The organism is Mycobacterium sp. UM_CSW (genome assembly GCF_000455205.1).
Classification (GTDB): Bacteria; Actinomycetota; Actinomycetes; order Mycobacteriales; family Mycobacteriaceae; genus Mycobacterium.
Map to the genome: position 1 here is coordinate 108,425 of NZ_AUWQ01000022.1, position 20,996 is coordinate 129,420.

Annotated in this window: 19 protein-coding genes; 4 read left to right on the forward strand and 15 right to left on the reverse strand. The window is 63.9% G+C overall.

Annotated features, from left to right (window positions below; translation table 11 throughout):
- Window positions 1–9 precede the first annotated feature (9 nt).
- Window positions 10–804, reverse strand: a complete 795-nt coding sequence (locus N415_RS09795; protein WP_068180265.1) for a hypothetical protein — start codon at window positions 802–804, stop codon at window positions 10–12.
- A 699-nt stretch (window positions 805–1,503) separates the two neighbouring features.
- Window positions 1,504–2,163, reverse strand: coding sequence for a TetR/AcrR family transcriptional regulator (locus tag N415_RS09800; RefSeq protein WP_239645486.1), 660 nt, complete (start codon window positions 2,161–2,163; stop codon window positions 1,504–1,506).
- Window positions 2,164–2,538: 375 nt separating this feature from the next.
- On the opposite strand from N415_RS09800, the gene N415_RS09805 reads away from it, so the two are divergent.
- Together N415_RS09805 and N415_RS09810 are read left to right on the forward strand one after the other, a co-directional pair.
- The gene (locus N415_RS09805; protein WP_239645487.1) at window positions 2,539–3,357 is read left to right on the forward strand and encodes an Emopamil-binding protein; all 819 of its coding nucleotides are present in this window, start codon (window positions 2,539–2,541) and stop codon (window positions 3,355–3,357) included.
- Between the two features lie 194 nt (window positions 3,358–3,551).
- A complete protein-coding gene (locus tag N415_RS09810) occupies window positions 3,552–4,397 on the forward strand; it encodes a VOC family protein (RefSeq protein WP_081665155.1) in 846 nt (281 codons plus the stop codon).
- 25 nt (window positions 4,398–4,422) lie between these two features.
- Here the strand turns inward: N415_RS09810 and N415_RS09815 are convergent, their stop codons facing one another.
- Entirely contained in the window at window positions 4,423–5,298 is an 876-nt protein-coding gene (locus tag N415_RS09815; protein WP_081665156.1) for a helix-turn-helix domain-containing protein, read from the reverse strand.
- Window positions 5,299–5,428: 130 nt separating this feature from the next.
- Here N415_RS09815 and N415_RS09820 point away from each other — a divergent pair, with 130 nt between their 5' ends.
- Entirely contained in the window at window positions 5,429–6,670 is a 1,242-nt protein-coding gene (locus N415_RS09820) for an amidohydrolase family protein (protein ID WP_068180276.1), read from the forward strand.
- A 624-nt stretch (window positions 6,671–7,294) separates the two neighbouring features.
- Here N415_RS09820 and N415_RS30555 read toward each other — a convergent pair.
- The 12 genes from N415_RS30555 to N415_RS09875 form a co-directional block, all read right to left on the reverse strand.
- The gene (locus N415_RS30555; RefSeq protein ID WP_081665157.1) at window positions 7,295–7,576 is read right to left on the reverse strand and encodes a type II toxin-antitoxin system RelE/ParE family toxin; all 282 of its coding nucleotides are present in this window, start codon (window positions 7,574–7,576) and stop codon (window positions 7,295–7,297) included.
- Window positions 7,573–7,842, reverse strand: a complete 270-nt coding sequence (locus N415_RS09825) for a type II toxin-antitoxin system Phd/YefM family antitoxin (RefSeq protein ID WP_068180279.1) — start codon at window positions 7,840–7,842, stop codon at window positions 7,573–7,575. Before N415_RS09825 ends, N415_RS30555 begins: the two co-directional genes overlap by 4 nt.
- 706 nt (window positions 7,843–8,548) lie before the next feature.
- Window positions 8,549–9,301: a mannan-binding family protein gene (locus tag N415_RS09830; protein ID WP_068180360.1), complete on the reverse strand. Its 753-nt coding sequence runs from the start codon at window positions 9,299–9,301 to the stop codon at window positions 8,549–8,551.
- 38 nt (window positions 9,302–9,339) lie between these two features.
- A complete protein-coding gene (locus tag N415_RS09835; protein ID WP_081665158.1) occupies window positions 9,340–10,083 on the reverse strand; it encodes a hypothetical protein in 744 nt (247 codons plus the stop codon).
- Window positions 10,084–10,104: 21 nt separating this feature from the next.
- Entirely contained in the window at window positions 10,105–11,355 is a 1,251-nt protein-coding gene (locus N415_RS09840; protein WP_068180282.1) for an MlaD family protein, read from the reverse strand.
- Entirely contained in the window at window positions 11,352–12,560 is a 1,209-nt protein-coding gene (locus N415_RS09845) for an MlaD family protein (protein WP_068180285.1), read from the reverse strand. Before N415_RS09845 ends, N415_RS09840 begins: the two co-directional genes overlap by 4 nt.
- Window positions 12,557–13,648 (reverse strand): MCE family protein, encoded by a 1,092-nt coding sequence (locus tag N415_RS09850; protein WP_068180368.1) that lies wholly within the window; start codon window positions 13,646–13,648, stop codon window positions 12,557–12,559. Before N415_RS09850 ends, N415_RS09845 begins: the two co-directional genes overlap by 4 nt.
- 26 nt (window positions 13,649–13,674) lie before the next feature.
- Complete coding sequence (locus N415_RS09855) at window positions 13,675–14,730, reverse strand: MlaD family protein (RefSeq protein ID WP_068180288.1); 1,056 nt, start codon at window positions 14,728–14,730, stop codon at window positions 13,675–13,677.
- Window positions 14,723–15,778, reverse strand: a complete 1,056-nt coding sequence (locus N415_RS09860; RefSeq protein WP_068180365.1) for an MCE family protein — start codon at window positions 15,776–15,778, stop codon at window positions 14,723–14,725. The genes N415_RS09855 and N415_RS09860 overlap by 8 nt, the downstream gene beginning before the upstream one ends.
- A 7-nt stretch (window positions 15,779–15,785) precedes the next feature.
- On the reverse strand, window positions 15,786–17,366 hold the full coding sequence (locus N415_RS09865; RefSeq protein ID WP_068180291.1) for an MCE family protein: 1,581 nt from the start codon (window positions 17,364–17,366) through the stop codon (window positions 15,786–15,788).
- Between the two features lie 2 nt (window positions 17,367–17,368).
- Window positions 17,369–18,232, reverse strand: a complete 864-nt coding sequence (locus N415_RS09870) for an ABC transporter permease (RefSeq protein ID WP_068180293.1) — start codon at window positions 18,230–18,232, stop codon at window positions 17,369–17,371.
- Between the two features lies 1 nt (window position 18,233).
- Complete coding sequence (locus N415_RS09875) at window positions 18,234–19,073, reverse strand: ABC transporter permease (protein ID WP_068180296.1); 840 nt, start codon at window positions 19,071–19,073, stop codon at window positions 18,234–18,236.
- 303 nt (window positions 19,074–19,376) lie between these two features.
- Between N415_RS09875 and N415_RS09880 the strand changes: the two genes are divergently transcribed.
- Window positions 19,377–19,982 (forward strand): TetR/AcrR family transcriptional regulator, encoded by a 606-nt coding sequence (locus tag N415_RS09880; RefSeq protein ID WP_068180299.1) that lies wholly within the window; start codon window positions 19,377–19,379, stop codon window positions 19,980–19,982.
- Window positions 19,983–20,996 lie beyond the last annotated feature (1,014 nt).

Sequence of the window (20,996 nt, forward strand, 5' to 3'; positions counted from 1 at the left end):
GTTATCGGACTACACCGCGTGCTGCAGTTCCGCGCCAGGTTGCACATCCTGGTGGATCGATCGCGGCATTGACTTATACAGGTAGTCAATCTGTTTGATCATGAACGGGATCGTGATCAGCGGAGCGAAGACCCACCAGATGTTCATAAAGATGAACTTGAACATGAATCCCTCCCAGAAACCTTGTTCGAGATTACGGAAACCTGCTCGGGTTTCGGAGACGTAGTAGATCGTGACCACCGCCAACATCATCGAACACGCGACGATCCCGACGAACAGGCCTTTGATGCGCTTCATGGTGTCGCCTGTGTGTTTGGCGCGTAGGAGATAGAACCAGGCGGTGAACAAGGCCAAGCCTCCGATCACGGCCACGACTTCCATGCCGTATAAGCCAGCGTCGCTGGTCAGGTAGCGAGTATCAGCGGCGCCGTAACCCCACCACAGCCACACCCAGCGGTCCTGAGGTCCCGCGCCATGCATGACACCGGTGAGGTCGCCGATGAGCCACGGTGTTTCCCAGGTGATTTGGCTGCTGGCTGTTACCGGGAACCACACCATGGTGAATTCCGCGGCCCGCTCGGTCCAGGTCCCGTTCTCACCCGGCGCGTCCCGCCACGCCGTAAACAACGGCACCAGCAGCGGGATGTAGATCAGTGCGCCCCAGATCTCGTAGGTGGGTTCGGGAGGCATGAGGCCAAAACCCACGCCGAAGAAAGGGATCCCGGTGACCAGGCAACCCAGTACAAACATGGCGACATACACCCGCTTGCGGCCGGCGGCTACGGGCCGGTTGAAGTTTTGCACGGTAACCCGGCTTCCTTGGGAGACTTTGACACAAAGAACATTAGAACGTTCAACATATCAACTGCCGGATGATGGGTACAAGGGGTGCGCCACCTCGGGCCGTGCCGACCCAGCGGGCCTTAAAGCTAGCGCGCAAAGCTTCGAGCGGACGCCGTCCAGACCGTTCCGTCCCCGCAGCGTCATCAGATGCACCTCGGCGTCCGTTGACATGGTTCACGCTCTCGAAAACTGGGCTCAGACATCACCCACTCGTGGCGTGTCCAGTCAGATTCGCCTCGCGAGAGCGTCAGGCAACTAGAGCAATTACACGAGCCGTTGGCCGGCGACGCCGCTGTGAATCACCCTGTTCGCCTCCGCGCGCAGATGATGAGCCCGGCGATATCTCCGGCCTGCAGACGTGGATGCCAACAGGCACAGACGATTTCGAGACGATTGAATACCTGGTCGGCACAGCCCTGTGCATCGACGCCAGAGGCGTTCGCTGACCGACGATTGCCATGATCTGCGCGGGTCACCTCCCCTGAACCCGTCGCTGGCACGAACGTGCCTGCGCTTCTCATTGTTTGCGCGACGTCGCGCTTGCGTATTCATTTCAGTCTGAATGCACGAGTCCTCCAATACAACGCGCCCGAATAAAGTTCTTTGCATCGTTGGTTGGTCGCCGGAGGTCCCGCCCGGCGTATTACGTCAGCGTTCTGTTCAATCGCGAAGCGGCGTCGTATCCGTCGCACGTGGCACAACCAGTAGTCGGCGCAGGTAGTCCTGAAGCTCATCGGCGATCTGCGACGGGGATCGTTGCACCCCGCTATTCACCCAGTCGGTCAGCCACACCTGCAGCGCCGAGACCGCCAGTCCTGCCACGATCTGCGGCCGGAGGTGTCGGAGTTCGCCAGACGCCGCGGCAGCCTCCGCCTCGCGCACCATCACCGCAATCCCGACCCGCCACGCGTCACGCTGGCCACCGCGGGCCGCCTCGGTCGCCGTGGCCCAACTCCAATTTTCTTTGACATTGAGACGCAGGAAGTTTGGATGCTGAGCGAAAAAATCGACCTGTGCCCGCGCGCCGACGATGATCCGCTCTAACGGAGACTGGACCCCGACGGTCGCCGCGCGGGCGAGGCCGACCAACTCGTTCGTCCTTTGCTCGACCAGAGCATTCCAAATCTCGTCTTTGCCCGCGAAGTTTTTGTACAACGTTGCCAGAGACACGTCAGCGGTCGCCGCGATCGTGGCGACTCTGGTCTCCGCAAAACCCGTGCGAGCGAATTCATACTCCGCGGCGGTCAGGATCTGCTGTCTGTACATCTCGCGACGAGCGCCGCGGATTCCCGGCAGCGCGTCCGACCTGCGATTCGGCATGCGTGCCCCTGTGTCCTTTCACGCGTATTGCAAGAGTTGATGCTATCACGGTTATATTGAATGAAATCGCAGTTCTGCTACCTACCCGAGGTAGGGCACGCGGCGCTGCCGCCGACCACGGGTTGCAGCGCTCGGTCTGGTGGCCCCGTCGCAGCTTGCGCATACTCCGCAGCTTCAAGGCTTGCAGGCAAGGCCATTTCAAGCACCAATTCGTTGCTATAACGGCGAGCGCGCTGAGGCTGGTCGAAAGGAACGAACGCCGCCGGAAGGGATTGACACAGGAGAGTTGCAGAATTACGGTTCTGCTTTGAGGCATTCAGGCGGCGGAGTCGGCTGGTTGCCCGACGTCACTCGTTGGAATGAAAGGACACTTCAGTGTCGGTGCAGCAACTCACAGAGCAGCATGACTTCACTCGGCCGTGGGCGAAGGAGCGAAAGCGCGTCTATATCTGGTGCGCGATTGTCATGACGATCGCGTTCCCCGGGGCTATCGTCGCGGCGGGACTCGGGATTATTCCCATGGTTCGTGCGACGGGTGTCATCGCCTGCTCAGTGTTCACGATTCCGATGATGATCGTCTTCGTCACGGCCTGGCGTGATGCGCCGGGGGAGAATCGTACGTTGCTCGAACGAGCCAACGAGTTCCAGACGATCTGGTTCTTTGCGGCCGCCGCTGGTAGTGAGATCACTTGGGAGACACCTTGGCTCATCGGTGACCTCATGGGATGGATGCATCTGACGCCGAAGGACACCTGGGGTTTCGCCTGGTGGTACTACGGCGACGTGGACCAGCGCTACCTCACCAGCGATGGAGGCCTGTGGGGATTGGAACTGGCGGTGGTCGCCTTGGCCGTCATTCTCCTGGTGCAGTGGTTTCGGCTTCGCAGTGCGGCGACGCACGACCCTAAGCGCATCAATGCGCTGTGGTGGGCATTCTTTGCGATGGCCGGGATGTTGAGCCTCTTCGCCACTTACTTCCTCATGGAGGTCCGCCACGGGTTCAGCGACTTTAAACTTGGCTTCTGGGAGATCACGGTAATCCTCGGTTTTGAGAACCTTCCTTGGCTCATCGCGCCGGTGATCAGCCTGCCGTTCGTGGCCAAGCAGCTGACCTACCTCATTCGGTCCGCCCCGGCAGCGACCGGCACCCCGCTCCGCAGCGGCGCCGTATCTTCCTCCGCCGCGGGCCTATAACGGGGTTCCGCTCGATCGCCGACAGATGCGGGTGCCGGCGCTGGAACCGCAGGCGCGGCGTGCGACATCAATCGTCGCAGCGCACGAAACCACGTTGAGCGTGGCCTAGCGGGGGGACTGGGCGTGCCAGGAAGCGGGTGATATCTTGCGGCGTCTGCTCACGACGCGCAAAACGAACACTAGGAGGGGAGGTCATGGGATTCGCCGGCCTCGACGAGAATGTATTGCCGCCTTTGGAATGTCTTCGGATGAACCACATCAACATCGTCGTTGAGGAGTTCGACGCGGCGGTCATGCACTTCCAGCGGGTGTTCGGCGCGCAGTTGGTGTTGGATCTGCCGCAACCGGAATGGCATGCGTGCCTGCTGGATATCGGCGACGTGTTGTTCGAGGTGTTCTCGCCCCCACAGTTCCTGCTCAACGCCCGGTACGGTCCTCATTACGTGGGTATCGAATACCAAACCGGAATGGATGCGGCTCGCCGCGCTGTCACCATGCGCAACATCCGGCTCGTCCGCGATATCGGCCACGCGATCCACACCCATCCCGCGGACACGTTGGGTATCGCGTGGGAGTTCTTCGACGGAGACTTCCGGGTAATGCCGAACCTGAAGTGGCTCGAACCGCTGCACTCGCCGGAGCGCTGGCGTGCACATCCGATCGGCTACACAGGCTTGAGGCGCTTGAGTGTGGCGGTCCACGACTGCGACCGGGCGGCTCAGTTCCTGGCCGATTTTTTCGGCGCAATGATCGTTTACAAAGAATCACGGAAATCATTGAGCGCCACGATTATTGGGATGTTACTGGCGGATACCACCATCGAGCTGATCTCGCCGACCGGCGAGGGCGCGATCAGCGAACACTTGCACCGTTACGGTGACGGCATCCGCTCAACTGTGTTCGAGGTTGCCGATCTGGAACGAACTCATGCGCACTTCAAGGCGATTGGTATCGATTTGGTGGACGGTGACGGGCCGTCGACTCTGGCGATAGAACCGCGCGACAACCTTGGGGTGATGATGGAGTTCTGTGCGTCGTAGCCGGCAGCAGACTAAAGTTCTCGAGCTAATTGGGCGCACGCCCGCCGATCGTCGTCGTAATCCGCTGACACGTGTGGATGAGCGGGCGCAGGTAGTGTTCCACCTCCGAGATGTCGATCGGCACCGGGTTAAACGTCAGTAGCAGCGCCAGCACCGGCTTGGCGTCGGCGCCGAAGATAGGCACCGTTATCGCACTCAGGGTGCCGGTGCGTGGTCCTCGACCGTATCCGCGCCGTTGTAGCAGTTCGAACAGTCGGTCGCCGCCCGGTTCGTCCTCAGAAGCCGAAGTTTGAATGAGTTCGGTCGCTAACGGAGTCTGCTCAGCTGGATCGGCCCACAGAAAGCGGTATCGGTCGCGCCGAATCTCGGCCAGCAGCGCGTGCATTCGTGTTCGTTCCGTGGTGTCGAGGGCGCGTTGCGGGCGATTGAGCCATTCGTCGATGGTGGCGTCCGATTCCCATGCGATGAACTCTGCACCGATCGGCGGTACGGCGGCCAATCGGTAGCCGACCGGGGTGAATGCGGCGATCGGACCGTCGGTGTCGCGGCGGGCGAGTACGACCGTGTCCGGGCCGACGAGTGCGCGCGCAACGCAGGAAACGTGGAGCTGGTGGCGAAGTCGCGACATCTCGGGTTCGGCGAACTCCAACACGCGGTAGGAGTCGAACGCGCTCGCCACACCCCAGGTGACCAGAGTGGGCCCGAGCGCATACCGTTTGGTTCCCGGATGACGCACCAGCACACCGGCTTTCACTAATTCTGCCAGCATCGAGTGGCAGGTGGACAAGTTAAATCTCAGCTGTCCGGCGATCTCCGAAATCGAAAGCGTCTCGCCGCGAAGACCTGCGAGCAGATTGACCACCTGTACCGCCCGGTCAACCGCCGGCGCTGCTCGTGACATCGCGGGCCTTTCGTGTGCAGTGGCAAGCAAAATAACGTCCCGCAACAAACTTTTGCAATAGCAAAACGTTCATTGACACTGCAAAGGTCGGTTCCTACGTTTGGCTCACCAGCCCAGAACAGGAGCGCCCATGATCATCGATGCTGACGCCCACGTCTGCGAGCCGCCAGACACCTGGCTGTCCCGCATGTCGACGAAGTGGGGCGAACTTGTCCCGCGGATCAAACGAAACGAGGAAAACGACTCCGACATGTGGTACATCGCCGACCACGCCGTCAACAGCCTTGCGCTGACGGTGATGTACAACAGCGCCGACGATGACGAGCCGCATCGCCGCAAGGACGACTTCCCTGCCTGCCCGCGCTACATCGAGGAGGTGCACCCCTCGTCGTGGGATCCCAGCGCGCGCGCCAAAGTGATGGACAACTACGGCATTACCGCGGCCGCACTGTATCCCAATCTTGGCTTGACGTCACCCGACCGCTACCAGACGATTCCCGGTGCCTCCCTGGAGTTTCAACTCGAATTGATCGCGGCCTTCAACGACTTCGTGTTGAGCTGGAAGCAGCGCGAACCGGGCAGGTTCATTCCACTTGCTGTGATTCCGTACTGGGACCTCGAAGGCTGCGTAAAGGAGATCGAGCGGTGCGCCGAGCTCGGGCACAAAGGTTTCGTCATGAGCGGCACGCCGGAGTATCACGATTCCCCCGTCCTGGCCAGTCGCCATTGGGACCCACTGTGGTCGGCCATCAATGCCACAAACCTGCCGATCGCATTCCATGCCGGCACGTCGACGAATCTCAAGGAGTTCTCCGAGCAGATGGCTCGGGAGCGTGAGGGCGGCGACAACAACGTGCTGATCCCGGGAGGAAACAACGTCACCGCGATCACGGGCGTTCTTAAGACGTTCCTCGACAACATCCAGGCGACCGGCAACTTGATCATGTCCGGTGTGCCGACCCGCTATCCGGATCTGAAGTTCGCGATTGTCGAGAGCGGTTCGGGCTGGGTGCCGTTCCTGCTGGAATCCCTCGATGTGCACTTTCTGCGGTATCGGCCTTGGGAGACAAGGCCTAGCCTGCGACGCGACGACTTGCCCAGCGACATCTTCCGCCGCCAGATTTACGTCAACACCTGGTATGAACGGCTGCGGCCGGACGACCTCGCTCTCCTGCCCATCGACAACGTCATGTTCGAGTCGGACTACCCGCACCCCACCTGTCTCATGGGCGACGAGGTCAGCGACTCGGTCACTGACAAATTGAGCGCGCTGTCCGACGAGGATCGAGAAAAGGTCAGCTGGCGCAATGCCATGCGCTGCTTCAGCCTGACGCCCGACGATCTGCCGGTGACAGCTACGGCAACGGTCTAGCTTTGACGCCGCCAGGGCACGCGGCCGCGTCGGGGGTCGTCCACCAGCGCTGACCGGTCGTCGGCTGGCCCACGTGCGCGACCTGGCCGCCCACGGTATGCCGGTCGCCGGACACATTGCTGGTCGGAGGATCGACCATGTACAGGGCGCTACGGGCTAGCATCGACATGCACGGTACGTAGGGGGGCATCAATCAGCGTCGACCGTCTGGAGCGCACAGTCGTCGAGCTCGTGGAGGCCCGTCGGCTAGCTGTTCTGACCACGGGCGGCTGGCTCTAATCCTCCTCGATAACGCCGCCGAGACGCTACTGTGCCGGCGCGCTGAAGAAGCACTTATTTGGGCCGACTGGCACGGCAACCTGCTCAAAACTACGGAACGCGAGAGATATTCCCCCAACGGGGACGGCAAGTCGGCGCATTGTTTGAGGAGCTGAAAGCAAACGCGTTATCAGACAAGACGCGGCAAAAGATCCGCCAGAACTTCTCGGATCTGGTTCCGTCCCGCGCCAGAGACTAATCCGGCGGCACACTTTCGACACGCGCTTCGATTGCGGCGGCCAGGGAGCGTTTCGCGCGGCCGCGTGTGTCCGCGTGTTGCACTACCGCGGAAGGGGTGTCCGAAAGTCATTGGCGTCGATAGACATGCGCACGGTGCTCGATGCGCCCGACGTAGAGCACCCGGTCATCCTCAAGTGCGCGGAATGTCACTCGGTAGTCGCCGCGCCGGGCCACGCGCCATCCTTCGAACTCAAACCGAAGCGGCTTGGATAGTCGGTACGGGTCGCTCGGCAACGCAGCGGTGACGAACTCAACGATTGCCGAAGCGACTTTGTGTGGTAACCGATCGAGCGCACGGACCGCAGTCGATGACAGCTGGACAGACCATGGCTGATCGCCTTGCGTCACGTCAGGCCGTAGCGTTGGCGGATCTGCTCGCCGCTGACGGTGTTTCCGGCGGCGTAATCGGCGTCGGCTTGGTTGAGTTCTTCTGCGAGGCCTGGGGTCCGCAACGCGTGCAGCGTCTCGTTGAGGGACTCAAGATCGTCCGCGGACATGATCACCGCGGCGACCCGGCCGTGCCGAGTGATCTGAATGATTTCGTGGGTGGTGTCGGCCTCGTCAACGAGCGCGGACAGCTTGTCTTTGGCCTCTGTCAATGGCACCGACTTCATAACCGGCATTCTAGCCCGATAACTAGCCACCATCTAGCCAGGAGAATACCAACAAGTGCGATATGGTCAACCAACTGCCCGCCTCGGCAACATCTATAACCCCCGACGAGCCGGCACCTCGCCGCGGACGCCGGTGACTCTCGGGAGCGCCGGTCGAAGTTGCCCCCTTGGTTGCCAGGAGCCAAACACGCTGAGCCGCTGACGGCTTCGGTGCTTTGGCCATTGCGCCTACACACATGGTCAATCGACTGTCGCGGCCGTAGTTGATTTGCCGGAGGTGTGGAGGACGTCGTGACCGACACTGCCATGGTGGCAGCATTCTGCCTGTGACGAGGTCCGCCGGCTGCACCTTACCGGGGTTCATATATCTCGACCATCACAGTTCATTTAGTCATTTAGTGTCATAAGTAACCGGTGACAGTTTATGGACCAGTTTCGTGGGGTTTGCGTCCCTGTCCATCGGCGCATAAATGTGCATCAATTGACGGCCCGCGCCTCGGATGACACTCCGGCGCCGTCCCGGAAGGCAGGCGCGTTTTTGGCCGGCTACCGCTCAGATACGGGCGATTCGACGCCGGGCAGGTAGGCGATGACGCGAGTTGCCGGGCCGACGCAGCAGCACGGTGGCCGTCGATCGCGGCCACGCCACCCGTACCAAACTCATCGGCGACGCGATCTCCTTCGACCGGCGTCGCCGCAAGGCCAACTAGACCCGCAGCACCGCCCCCAGCGCCGAAAGCGGGATGTGAGCCTGGACGGTGCCGCCGTCCATGTACCACTGCATGACGCCGGGGGTGAAGTCGATCGGTTCGTCGTGGCCGACGGGGTAATCGGGCATGTAGAGGATCAGTTCGTCGGGAGTCAGCGCCCACGCCTTGTACGCGCCCGAGTAGACCTTGTCGGGCATCCAGCGGTCGAGCTTGAACGGATAGCTGCCCGGATCATGCGGCGGCGGAGCTTGATCGAGGGCTGTCTGAATGAACGGGGCGGCCAGCGGCGGGATCGCGGTCAACGGGTTCGACGTCGTCAGGTCGGCGAGCTGCACGCGCCGGCCACCCGCCATGTCGAACGTGAAGGTGCGGTAGGCGTTATTGGGTTGGGGCCCGTCGGCGTGGTAGTTCTCATGGAACACCGCGCTGAGCAGGTTGGCGTGCCGGAAAATTTCGAAGTTCTCTTCGCCGTAGCTGTCGGCCGCCATATGCGTGTTGGCGGTCTTCCAGTTGTTGACCAGGGTGCGCAAGTAATCGCGGATCGTCGGCCCGGTGGTCGGGTTGTCGACGAGGTCGTCGGGGACGGCGACTTTGATGTCCCGGACGGCGTTGCGTTCGGAGGTCACTGAGGCGTGGCAGTACTGGCCGTCCCAGGTGCCGCCGAGCTCGCCCCCGCAGAACGACGGCGCCGACGCGTGGGCGCGGCCGGTGTCAATGCCGAGGCTGGGAATCGTTGCGGCGCCGCACAATACGAGAGTCGCGACAATCCGTCGGGCCGCGACGGCGATCACAGCAGCTGGACCTTGCTGGCCCGCCAGCGTCCGTCGACCTTTTCCATCGTCATCTTGATTCGGCTGCGGTCGATGCGTGGGTCGGGCGCGGTCGAGTTCGCGACCGTCTGGTCGATGAAGACCAGTACTACAACCTTGTTAGTCGATGCGGATTGAATGGCGGAGTCCACGACCACGCCGTGCGCGCTGGCCTTGTTGTCGATGAGTAGCTGGCGCAGCTGCACGCTGGACTGGGTGTACATGTCCTTGAACTCGCCGGTGGCGCCGTCGAGCACCTGCCGGAAGTTCTCGTCGACCTTGTTCGAGTCGATGCTCGTCAGCACCTGCGCGTAGGCGATGGCCGCCTGCTGCGCCTGCTCGCCGGCCAGCTTCACCTCGTGCTCCTGCCACAGCTTCCAACCGAGGAATCCCGAAACCGAAAGGGAGGCAATGAGTAGCACCGGCAGCACGGCGCGGCGCACGTATTGCCAGTGCAGGTACTTCCGCCAGGAGCGCTTGGCGCGCGCCGCCGTGGGGCGTTTGCGTTTCAGCAGCCCGGTGCTCGCCTCTTCTTCGTCCTCGGCGATGGGCGGGTCGGCGTCCTCGTCGGGAGGCGGGTCGCCGTCCACGTCGGCGGGCGAGTCGGCTTGCGCGTCGTCGGCTTGCGGCTCGTCGACTTGGGCGTCAACGTCGGCTTGCGCCTCGCCGACTGTCTTGTCGTCCACCTTCGGGTCCTTTTTAATGGTCGCGACCACCATGATCTCCTTTGACTGCGTCCAGTTCTAGTGCGGCGGTTCTATCGGCAGCGGCGGACCGCCGTAGGGGGTGGGAATGGTGAAGCGGCCCTTCGGTGTCGGGTCGGTCCTGCGGCCCAGGTCCGCGCCCGGCGGCGGGCCGGCAGTGTCGTCGCCGCCCGGACGCGGGGCGTTCTTGGCTCCCCGGATCGAGACGGCGGGGTCGTCGTCGCGGCAGTAGGTGTACATAAACGGCTCGTAGTAGTCGGCGGACGAGGGCGGGTGCGCCGGGGTCCCGTAGTCGCATACGTAGCGGGGGTACAGGTCGGCGATCGCCCACACCCCGTTGTCGTGGAAGGCGCTTGTCACCGCGTCCAGCACCGAGCCCCGGTAGTCGGGAAACAGCGCGTTGAGCGCCGGCACCCGCAGATACAGCAGCTGCGACATCGTGGCCATGCTGCCCAGCAGTTGCACCATGGTGTCGGAGTTGTCGGCGAACAGGTTGTCGACGGCCGACAGCGTCCGCGGCGTCCGTTCGGTCAATCGCCGGTAGCCGGCCTGCATCCGGGCGACGCCGGACAGTGTGTGCTGGAGTTCGGTGGCGGTGGCCGCCAGGCCGGCGTTCTTATCGCCGGCCAGGTTGAGCACCACGCGGCTGGTCTTGATGACGCTGGTGGTCTGCGGGAGCACCGAGTCCAGCGTCGACAACAAGAAGGTGCCGCCGTCGACGATGGCGGCCAGCTTCGCCGGACCCTCCTTGCTCATGCTCAGTTCCTTTTTGATCAGCTCGACCTTGCGCGGATCGACCTGTGCCAGCAGCCCGTCGGCGTCGCCGAGCAACTGCGCCAAGCTGACCGGAACGGTCGTGTGATCGAGAGCGATCAGGCTGCCGTCGTGCAGGTAAGGCCCGGCGTCGGACTGGGCTTCGAAGTTGATGTATTGCTCGCCGGCCGGCGACAGCGCCGACACGTGCACCACGCTGTTCGCCGGGATCTTCACCGTCGAGGCGATGCTGGCGATGGCGTTGACTCCGGTGTCGGTGATGCGCAGCGACTCCACCCGCCCGATACGGACCCCGCGCAGGGCGACATCCTGATTGGGAAGCAGCCCACCGGATTCCGGCAATTGCACGGTGACGCGGTAGGAGGACGCGAACGGGGTCACCCGCAACGCGCCGATGAGCAGATACGCAGTCGCTACGACCAGGGTGAGCGCCAGCCCGGCGACCGACAGCCAGACCTGCTGGCGGTGGCCGGCCCGCACCACACGCACCACGGCGTTCGCGACTTCGGCGATCATGGCGGTGGTTCCGATGGCGGTGGCCCTGGCGGTGGGCCGGGTGCGGCGTCGATCTGGCCGGGGATGTTCGGGTCCGGGATGACCGGCACCTGCGGGGAGTTCGGTCCGCGGCCGACCACCCGCTCCTGCAGGCGCCACAGCGTGTACTTAAGTGTGCCGACGAGCAGGTTCATGTTGTAGTGGTGCGGTCCGTGCAGCCCGATGTCGCCGGGGTATCCGATGTCGGGAAGTGAGCCCAGGATCAGCTTTTCCACGCCCACATGAACCGAGAGCGCGCTTCCCGCAGTGGATTTGACCAGGGGCGGGATCAACCGGTTGATCGCGTAGAAGCTGGTGTCCGGGCTCACCGCGACGTCGTTGGCGGCGCCGGCGATCGTGTTCAGGTCGCGGATGATGCTGCGGCCGCTGGTGTCGGTTCCGCCGATCGAGGGGAACCTGGCCAACAACCGGGCGGTGTCGCCCGCCCGCACCGCGAGGTTGGATAGCTCGGCGGTGTTGTCGGCCAGGGCCGAGGTCGCGGGCCGGGCCGCCGTCATCAGGTCGGTGATCGTGTGGTCCTTGGCGTCGAGTTGGTCTGCCAGACGTGACAATTGGGTCAGGGCCGCCGACATCTGGCCGGACCGCGCGTCGAGCGTGCCCACCAGCTGGTTGGACTTGCGGATCAGCTCGCCGAAGGCCTGTCCCTGGTCACCGGTGGCCTTGCCGAATCCGTTGATGATGTTGGTGAAATTGCGCACCGCGCCGCCGTTCACCAGGATCGCCGCCGAGCTGAGCACCGATTCGACGGTCGCGGCCGCGGCCGTCGAATCCAGCCCGACGGTGTCGCCGTCCTTGAGCATCGGTGTGTCCGCGGGATCGTCGGCGGGTGGTTTGAGCGCGACGAAGACGTCGCCGAGTGGTGTGGCGGTGCGCAATTCGGCGGTGCTGCCCCGTGGCAGCAACACGCCGTTGCGGATGCGCAGCGTGGTCACCGCGGTGTAGTTGCGGGCGGTCATCGATTCGACTTGCCCGACGTCGGCGCCGGCGAGCTTGACCTTGGCGTTCATCGGAAGGTTGAGCGCGTTGGAGAACACCGCGGTCAGGATGTATCCGCCGGAGCCGAGCCCCGGTGCCGGAAGGGGCAGGCTGGCAAGACCATTCGTGCTGCATCCGGAGGCGATGAGCGTTGTCGCCGCGATGGCGACCGCAGCGCGGGTGGTGATCATTTCTGCCCCATCGCGGCCATGCCGTCGAGCACGTAGGTCAATCCGAAGTCGGGGCCGAAATCCTGTATCGTCCCAGTGCTGCAGCCCAGTTGGCGCAGGCCCATCAGATTGCAGATCTCTTTGGTGTACTGGCTGTCGAAGAGCAACCGGTCGGTGAGGAAGCGGGCCCGCACCGCGCCGTTGGCCCGGTCGACCATGTTGTAGGCGTTGTCGGCCACCATCGGTGCCACGTCGAGCATTTCGGCGAGGTCGCGCCGGTGATCGGTGACCGCCTTCGCTGTGCCGTTGCCGTTGAGCAGGGCCTGCTTGATGGCGTCGCGGTTGGCGTCGAGTAGGTCGCCGGCCCGCTCGACCAGTTGGTCGAAGCGTTTGCCGGTGTCGCCGCTGCCGATGTCCTCCTCGGCCATGATCTGGCTGACCTGGTGGATGGTGGATGCGAATTCGCGAAGCTTGGAGTCGTTGGCGGCCGCCGCGTCGAACAACGCGCTGATGTTCTTGACGATCGTGGTGATCTGGTCGCGGGTCTGGGCGCCTCCGTCGCTGGACAGGCGCAGCGCCCTGGACAGCTCGTCGAGCGCGGACTTGATCTGTGCGCCGTTGCCGTCGACCACCTGGCTGCCGTTGTTGATCACGTCGGCGATCGGCCCGCCGCCGCGGCCGTCTCCTTCGAGCGACTTGGTGACGCGATCGAGAACGCTGAGCACGCGGCTGAACTCGACGGGCGTCTTGGTGCGGGTCAGGCCGATGGTGTCGTGATTCTGCAGGACCGGCCCGCCGCGGTAGGGCGGCGTGAGTTCAATCTGCCGGTCGGTCAGAATCGAGGTGGATACTGTGACGGCTTGCACGGCAGCGGGAACCTTCACGCGGCGGTCGACGGTGAATTCCACCTCGACGTAGGGCCCCTTAGGGTTGATCCTGGTGATCTTACCCACTGGCATGCCCAGCACCGCCACCACATTGCCCTCGTAAAGACCGGCGGCACTGTCGAATTGGGCCGTCACGCGGATCGTATCCTGATCGGAGCCCAGGTACCACCATCCGACGCCCGCCGCGAGGGCCAGCACCACGACGGCGGCGCCGATGGCCATCGCCTTGGATCTGAGCCCGGCCGCGGTCACTTGCAGTCCTTGAAGTACTGGATCATGCCGAACTGTTTGGCGCGTCCGCTGATGGCGCACATCCACGAGTCGATGAGCGGGACGTTGTTGGCGTTGAAGTTGATGGCGTTGCCCTCGCCGGTGAGGTTGGCCGCTTCCCGAAAGAAGATCGGGCTGATTTGCAGCAGGTTGCCCAGCAGGTCGTCGTGTTTGGACATCATGCCGGTGAAGTCGCCCATGTCCTTGATCAACGATTCCAGGCCGGCCCGGTCGTTGACGACGAGTTGGCTCATGGTGTTGACGAGGTTGGTCAGGGATTGCATCATGGCGTGGAAAACGGCCCTTCGCGAGACGAATTGGCCTAGCAGGTCCTGGCCCTGGTTGATCAGATTGCCGATGCCGGCCTGCTGACGTCGCAGGGTGTTGGTGACTTGCTCGGTGCTGCGCAGCAGCTGACCCAGTTGGTCGCGGCGTATCGCGATGATCGATGACAGCGAGTGAATGTTCGTGATGGCCTGCGGCACCACGGCGGGCAGGCCCTCGAGTTGCTTGCCGAGCACCGCCAGCGATTGGGCGAACCGGTCGGAGTCGACCTGCTCGAAGGTCGTGGTGGCATCCTGCAGCGCGGCTTGTAGATCGTAGGGCACCTCGGTGTGCGACAAATCAAAGGTGTTGCGGGGCAGGGAGCCCGGGCCGTTCGGTTCCAGCGCGAGGTAGCGCGAGCCCAGGATGGTGGTGACCCTGATCTCGGCGCGAGAGTCCTTGCCCAGCACGATGTTGTCGCGGATCTTCAATCCCGCCTCGACGTGATCGCCGTCGAGCTTCATGCTCGTCACGTTGCCGACGGGAATTCCCGCGACGACGATCGGATTGCCGGCCCGCAGCGAGGCCGCCTGCAGGAACTCCGCGGTGTAGTGCCGGTATCCGGCGCCGAGCGCGTGCACCGCCAGCATTGCCCCGATCACCACTGCGACCACCGCGACGGCGATGAACCCGAGCCACGTCTTGTTGTAGCTCTCCAGCGGGCGATTCGTCAGCTTCGAAAGTCGAAGGCGGACCGAGGTATTAGCCACCGGCGGTGCTCCTGCATCTCGGGCTGTGCCATGTCTTGTTTCCGGGTGTGGCGGCGGCGACGATGATCGGAACCACGTCGTTGAGGCCGGGGAAGAATCCCAGGAAGTTCACGTCGCAGACGTAGGCGTTGCCGTAGGCGCCCTGATTGCCGACCCGGGCGAGCCCTTTCAACAGCAGCGGGATGTTGTCGCCGAAGAATGCGACCTGGGGTTCGACGTCCATCAGGTGCCGGGCCACGCCCGGTTTGCGGTCGACGAACTCGCGAAGCGCCGGATACACGTCGTTGGCCGATGTGGAAAGCCGGCCCATCACCCGCGACAGCTGGCCGATCGAAGCAACCAGCTCCGGGCGTCGGCTGTCCAGCTGCGCAACGACCTCGCGGGTCTCGGTGATGACGCCGTCGAAGTTGTCGTTCTGCCGGGCGAGGTTGCCGAGCACCTTGTTGAGGTTGGTGATCACGTCGCCGAGGGCCTGGTCTCGTCCGGCGAATGTCTCGGTCAGCGTGGAGGTTTGGCTGATCAGCGTCGTCAGCGACGACGTGTCACCCTGCAGCGACTGGATGATGCCCTTGGTGAGGTTGTCGGCGTCCTGCGGATTCAGCAGGCTGAACAGCGGTTCATAGCCATTGAGCAACGCGGTGACGTCGAACGACGGGTCGGTGCGTTCCAACGGGATGACGCTGCCGGGCGGCAACAGGGCCTGAGTGCCCGCCGTGCCAAGAGACAGCCCGAGGTAACGCTGCCCGACGATGTTTTGGTAGGTCACCGACGCGACCGTGTTTCCGTACAGGCGCTGATCGGTCTGCAGCACGAACGCGACCCGCGCCAGCTTCCCGTCGAGCTCAACCTTTTCAACCCGCCCCACCCGGACCCCGGCCATGCGCACGTCGTCGCCTTCGCGCAGCCCATAGACATCGGTGAACAGCGCCGAATAGCCGGCCGTGTTTCCGGCAACGTCACGACGCAGGCTCACATACACCAGCCAGGTCAGCGTCAACGCGACGACCATGAACAGGGTGAGCCCGATCAGCGGGCCGCGGAATCTCACCGGCATGTCAATTCGGTCCTCCAGGTGCAGGTTTCGCTGCGCGGCCGAGCGAGACCGTGGTGCCCCTGGCCACCGGCCCCAGCAGCAGCTCCGTCGCCGGGGTGGCGGGCTGGCCGGTGATCGCGCTCAACATGTTTCGCTCGTACTGGCTGCCGACGGGGCCCACGTTGCCTCCGAACGACCCGCGATACGACGCTGGCGGTATCCACGGGGCTTTCGGCGCGACCGGCGCCACCCATGGCGCGTCCGGCGCCGGGGTCGCGGGCGCCCCGGGTGAGGGGTTGTCGGGGTTGGCGCTGCCCGGCACCGGCGGCGACGGCGTAATGCCAGGTGCTAGCGGGGGGTTGGGATCGACCAGGTTGGGGGGCCCGTTGATCAGCGGCGGCCCGACCGCGACGAGGTTGCCGTCGGGACCGATCACGGTGCCCGGCGGTGGTGCCAGGTCCTTGGGCGGGTGATAGTTCTGCGGCAGCAGCACTTCCGGCAGGTCTGGCCGCACCGGGATCAGGGGGGCGGTAAAACAGCTCGGGCCCTTCAGTTCTCCGTAATGCGGGCAGTCGGCGCGGGTGTAGGTGGAAGACGGGGTGAAGGTGAGCATCGCGCGCATGTTGCCGACGTCGTTGCCGGGCATCCAAACCTGCTCCATGAACTTGTTGGCCAGGTTGTCCAACTTGGTGACCGCCGGCACAAAGTTGTTGGACTTCATCGCCAAGACGCCCAGCACCGGCGTGAAATCGGTGGTGATCCGGATCAGCTGGTCGATGTGATTGTTGAACGACGTCTGCGTCGTGGCCAGCGTGTAGTCGGCGCCCGAAAGCAGCGAGACCACCTGCTCGCGCGTCTCGGCGAACGTCTGCATCGGCTCGACGGCCTGGTGCAAGGCGTCGAGCAGATCCGGCGCGGTCTGCTGCAATCCCTGTGCGGCATCGATGAGCGCGGATACCGTCGACGGGCCGGTGTCCGTGCCGACGATCGAATTGAGCTGGTCCAGAAGGCGATTCAGCTGCGCCCCGGCGTTCAGCAACGAGACGCGGCGGTGATCGGTGGCGGCGCCGAGCGCGGCCAGGATCCCCACCGACCGGTCGTCACGGCCGCGACCGGCGGCGGCCAGCAGGTCGCGTAGCTTGCTGACGGTGGTTTGGAACAGCACGGTCGGCAGCCGGGTGTCCTCGGGGATGTGGTCGCCTGGCCGGATCGACGCACCGGGCCCGTTGCCGACCAGCTGAACCGACGACACGGCGAACACGTTGCTGGGCACCACGCGCGCGGTCACCGCCGCCGGAATTGACTTGGCGAATTCGGGTTTCAGGTCGATGTGGACGTAGTTGGGTTTGCCGTTGGCCGCTGGAGTCACGTCGTCGACCATTCCGACGAGCACGCCGTGATACTTGACGTCCGACTTCTGCGGGAGCCCGTCGCCGACGTTGACCAGGTCGGCGACCACCCGAACGTAGTCGTTGAGCCTGCCCGTGGATTTGACCAACATCGCCAGGGTGAGCAGGGACGCCACGACGACGACCGCGACTCCGGTAGCGAGTAGCTGCCGGTCCGACGGGCCGCGCCCGTCCAGCTCAAAGGAATTCGGCATGTCTAACCACCGAACCTCGCGCCGGCGTCCACGCCCCACAGCGCCATGGTGAGCAGCATGTTGACAATGATCACGACGGTGATACTGGCCCGCATGCCGTGTCCGGCGGCCACGCCGACGCCCTCGGGCCCGCCGGTCGCGTAATAGCCGTAGTAGCACTGGATCGTCGACGCGATCCACACGAAGATGACGGCCTTGATCAACGAGTAGACGATGTCCTGTCCGGCCAGCATCAGCGTGAAGTAGTGCAGGTAAGAACCGGTCGAGCCGCCGCTGCTGATGCCGACGACGACCTGGGTGGTCAGGTAACCGATCGCTAGGCAGGCCGCATACAGCGGCACGATCGCCGCCACCGACGCGATCAGCCGGGTCGTCACCAGATACGGAATCGGCCGGATCGCAACGGATTCCAGGGCATCGATTTCCTCGGCGATGCGCATCGACCCCAGCTGTGCGGTGAAGCGGCAGCCGCCCTGCATGGCGAACGACAACGACGCCATCAGCGGCGCCAGCTCGCGGGTGTTCACCAACGACGAGACGAAGCCGGTCGCCGGGCCCAGGCCGAGCAGGTCCAGGAAGTTGTAGCCCTCGATGCCCACCAGCGCGCCGACGGTCATCCCGAGCACCACGGCGACGCCGGCGGTGCCTCCGCCCACCACGATCGAGCCGTTGCCCCAGGTGATGTTCGACAACAGCCGCAGAAATTCGCCGCGGTACTGGCGCAAGGCGAGCGGCACCGCAACCATCGCCCGGATGAAGAACACCAGCAGGTGGCCGAGGCGGATGATCGGCGGAGTGGCCTGGCGGTACAGCCGGATGATCGGGACCGTCACCGGTGCGAACGGTCGATAGGCGGAGACCGTCATGTCACAGGCCCGTCCTGGGCGACAACATAATGTACAGCTGGCTGATGGCGACGTTGACGATCATCAGCAGCAGGATCGCCTCGACGACGGCGGCGTTGACCGAGTTCGCGACGCCCGTCGGGCCGCCCTTGGTGGACAGGCCCTTCTGGCTGGACACGACGGCCACGATGGCGCCGAACACGATGGCCTTGAGCAGGGCCAGGATCATGTCCCCGGTGGTCGCGAACGACGCGAACGTCGACACGAAGCTGCCCGGTGCGCCGTTCTGGAAGTACACGTTGAACATGTAACTGGCGAAAAAACCGACGAAACACACGACGCCGGTGAGCGCCACGCCGATCATCACCGCGGCGGCCAGGCGGGGGACAACCAAGCGCCGGATCACCGAGACCCCCATCACCTCCATCGCGTCGGTCTCTTCGCGCATGGTCCGCGAACCCAGGTCGGCGGTGATCGCCGACCCGACGGCCGACGCCATCAGCACGGCGGCCACCAACGACGCGCCCTGCCGGATGACGGCGAGCCCGCTGGCCGCGCCCGCCAGCGAGGTGGCACCCACCTGGCCGGCGAGCAAGGCGAACTGGATGGACAGCGTGACGCTGATCGGCAGGGACACCAGGATCGTCGGGAGCACCGCGGTCCCGGCCATGAACGCGCCCTGGCGGACGAACTCCTGCCACTGGAATCGGCCGGTGACGAGATCGATGAAGAAGTACTGGATGGTGCGCGTGCCGAGGATGAACTGCTCGCCGACGGTGGTCAGTGAGGCAATTGGGTGACGCTTGACGTATCCGGTGGACCAGTTGGCGATGGCGACAGTGCCGTCTTGTTCTGTCGTCATCGCGCGGCTATTTGTCGTATGTCTAGCAAAATTTATGCCACCGTCTACCACTTACCAGTTACCGCCGTCATCGGCGCTTTCCCCACCACCCTGCCGCTGGTGCTGAACGGCGATCGCCGAGCGCTCCGCGGCCCAACTTTGTAAAGATAATGCTTTCAGATCCGAAGATCTCCCAGCTCATCGGCGTGTGCTGAGTCACACTAGACTAGTTGATAGGGACTTTCAATAGTGTAGAGTCACTCATCTGGATCGCCGCTGGGCGGCACCAGCGGACTGGTATGTCGGATTGACGAAGGTGAAGGCATGCCCTCAGCAAAGATTGACTTGTTGCGGGACCGCCGCCGTGCTGAGTTGATTTCGCAGATCCAGCAGACCGCCCAGCGGCTTTTCGCCCGGCGCGGGTTCGACGCGGTGACCACCGAAGACATCGCGGCGGCGGCCGGCATATCGATCAGCACGTATTTCCGGCACGCGCCCACCAAGGAGGGCCTGCTGGTCGGTCCGCTCCGGGAGGCCAGTGCCGAGATCGTCGAGGCTTACGGCGCCAGACCGCTGGACGAGTCGCCGGTCGAGGCGTTGATCCGGCTGTTCGTCGCGCGCGCCCAGGAGGCCGAGGCCACTCAGGCACAGACGCTGGAAACGTGGCGGCAGGCTGTCGCCACAGCCCCGCATCTATTGAGTCAATCGGTGCTGGTCACCGAAACCGAACATCGCGAGCTCGTCGAGCAAGTGGCGTCTCGCATGGGCGTCGACGCCGCGGCCGACATCCGCCCCGCGCTGTTGGTGCACACCGGCTTGGCCACGGTCAAATTCGTGATCGATCGCTGGCTGACCCGGGGTGTCGAGGCCTCGGAGTTTCACGTTCAGCTGGAAGAGACGCTGCGCCTGGCGCTTGCCGGGTTCGGCTGACGCACGAACCGGGGTGACCGAGGCCGTCCGGAGTGAGGGGCGGTAGCGCCGGGAGCGGCTCCCACGCGGGCGCCGTAACCGGTTGGGGCCGGGTGGCCCGCCTCCTCTCACCGTTGGACGGCGGGCTTCGCCAATCAAGTTGTGCGCCAGGACTTTCCGGGACGTTTCACGAAGATCATTTTATCGACGAACTACATTCCGGAGCGGTTTTCGGGCGGTTGTGGACGAGTCCTTCAGCCTCGGTCGAGAACACCGGACGCATCGTCGCATGAAGCAAGCATCAAGAGGGAGACGGCCGAGTATCCGGAACTCCACTACGAGCCAGGGACATGTTGCCTCCTTGACAGCGGTGCTCAAGCGGCCGCTGAACGATCGTGCAGACCGATCTTTACACCGCACTCCAGGCTCTCCAAGCGGCAGCCAAACGTGCGTGAACTAATCATGGCGGTGACAGTCAACAGAGCCGTACGAAAATAGACGTTTGGTGGCCAAGCAGAACACCACAAAGCGGTAGCACCTTGTACGCGTAGTCCTGGCGGACGTTGCCCCACAAAGTGGCCAGCGGTGCGGCGCAACGCGGACATTTTTGATCCATTGTCGTGGCCGCAGCGCTTGGATCAGACCGAACGCTAGATTCGCCGGCGGCCCGGCTCCTGGCGACACTTGGCGCTCCGCGACCACCGCGGGTATCGCTGACTGCGCCCGCGACGACGCAATGGCACGCACCGTCTTGTCTTAATTGTGAACAAACGACACGGCGGCAACTGCGCGTCCCAAGCAGCCGAGGCCACATGCGGCGCTCGCCCACACCAGTCGTTCGCCAGCCATTGCCAGAAGAGATGTCCTGGGTATCACCGACTCGCCATCCGATTGCTCCGCGTCCGCCGAACCTTCCCCTCCTCCATGCAGTACGCGCCGGCCCACGCCAGTCACTCGCCAGCCCACGCCAGTCACTCGCCAGCCATCCGCTGTTCCAGCTGGGTTGACCGATCATGGGTACAGCCCAGCTACATC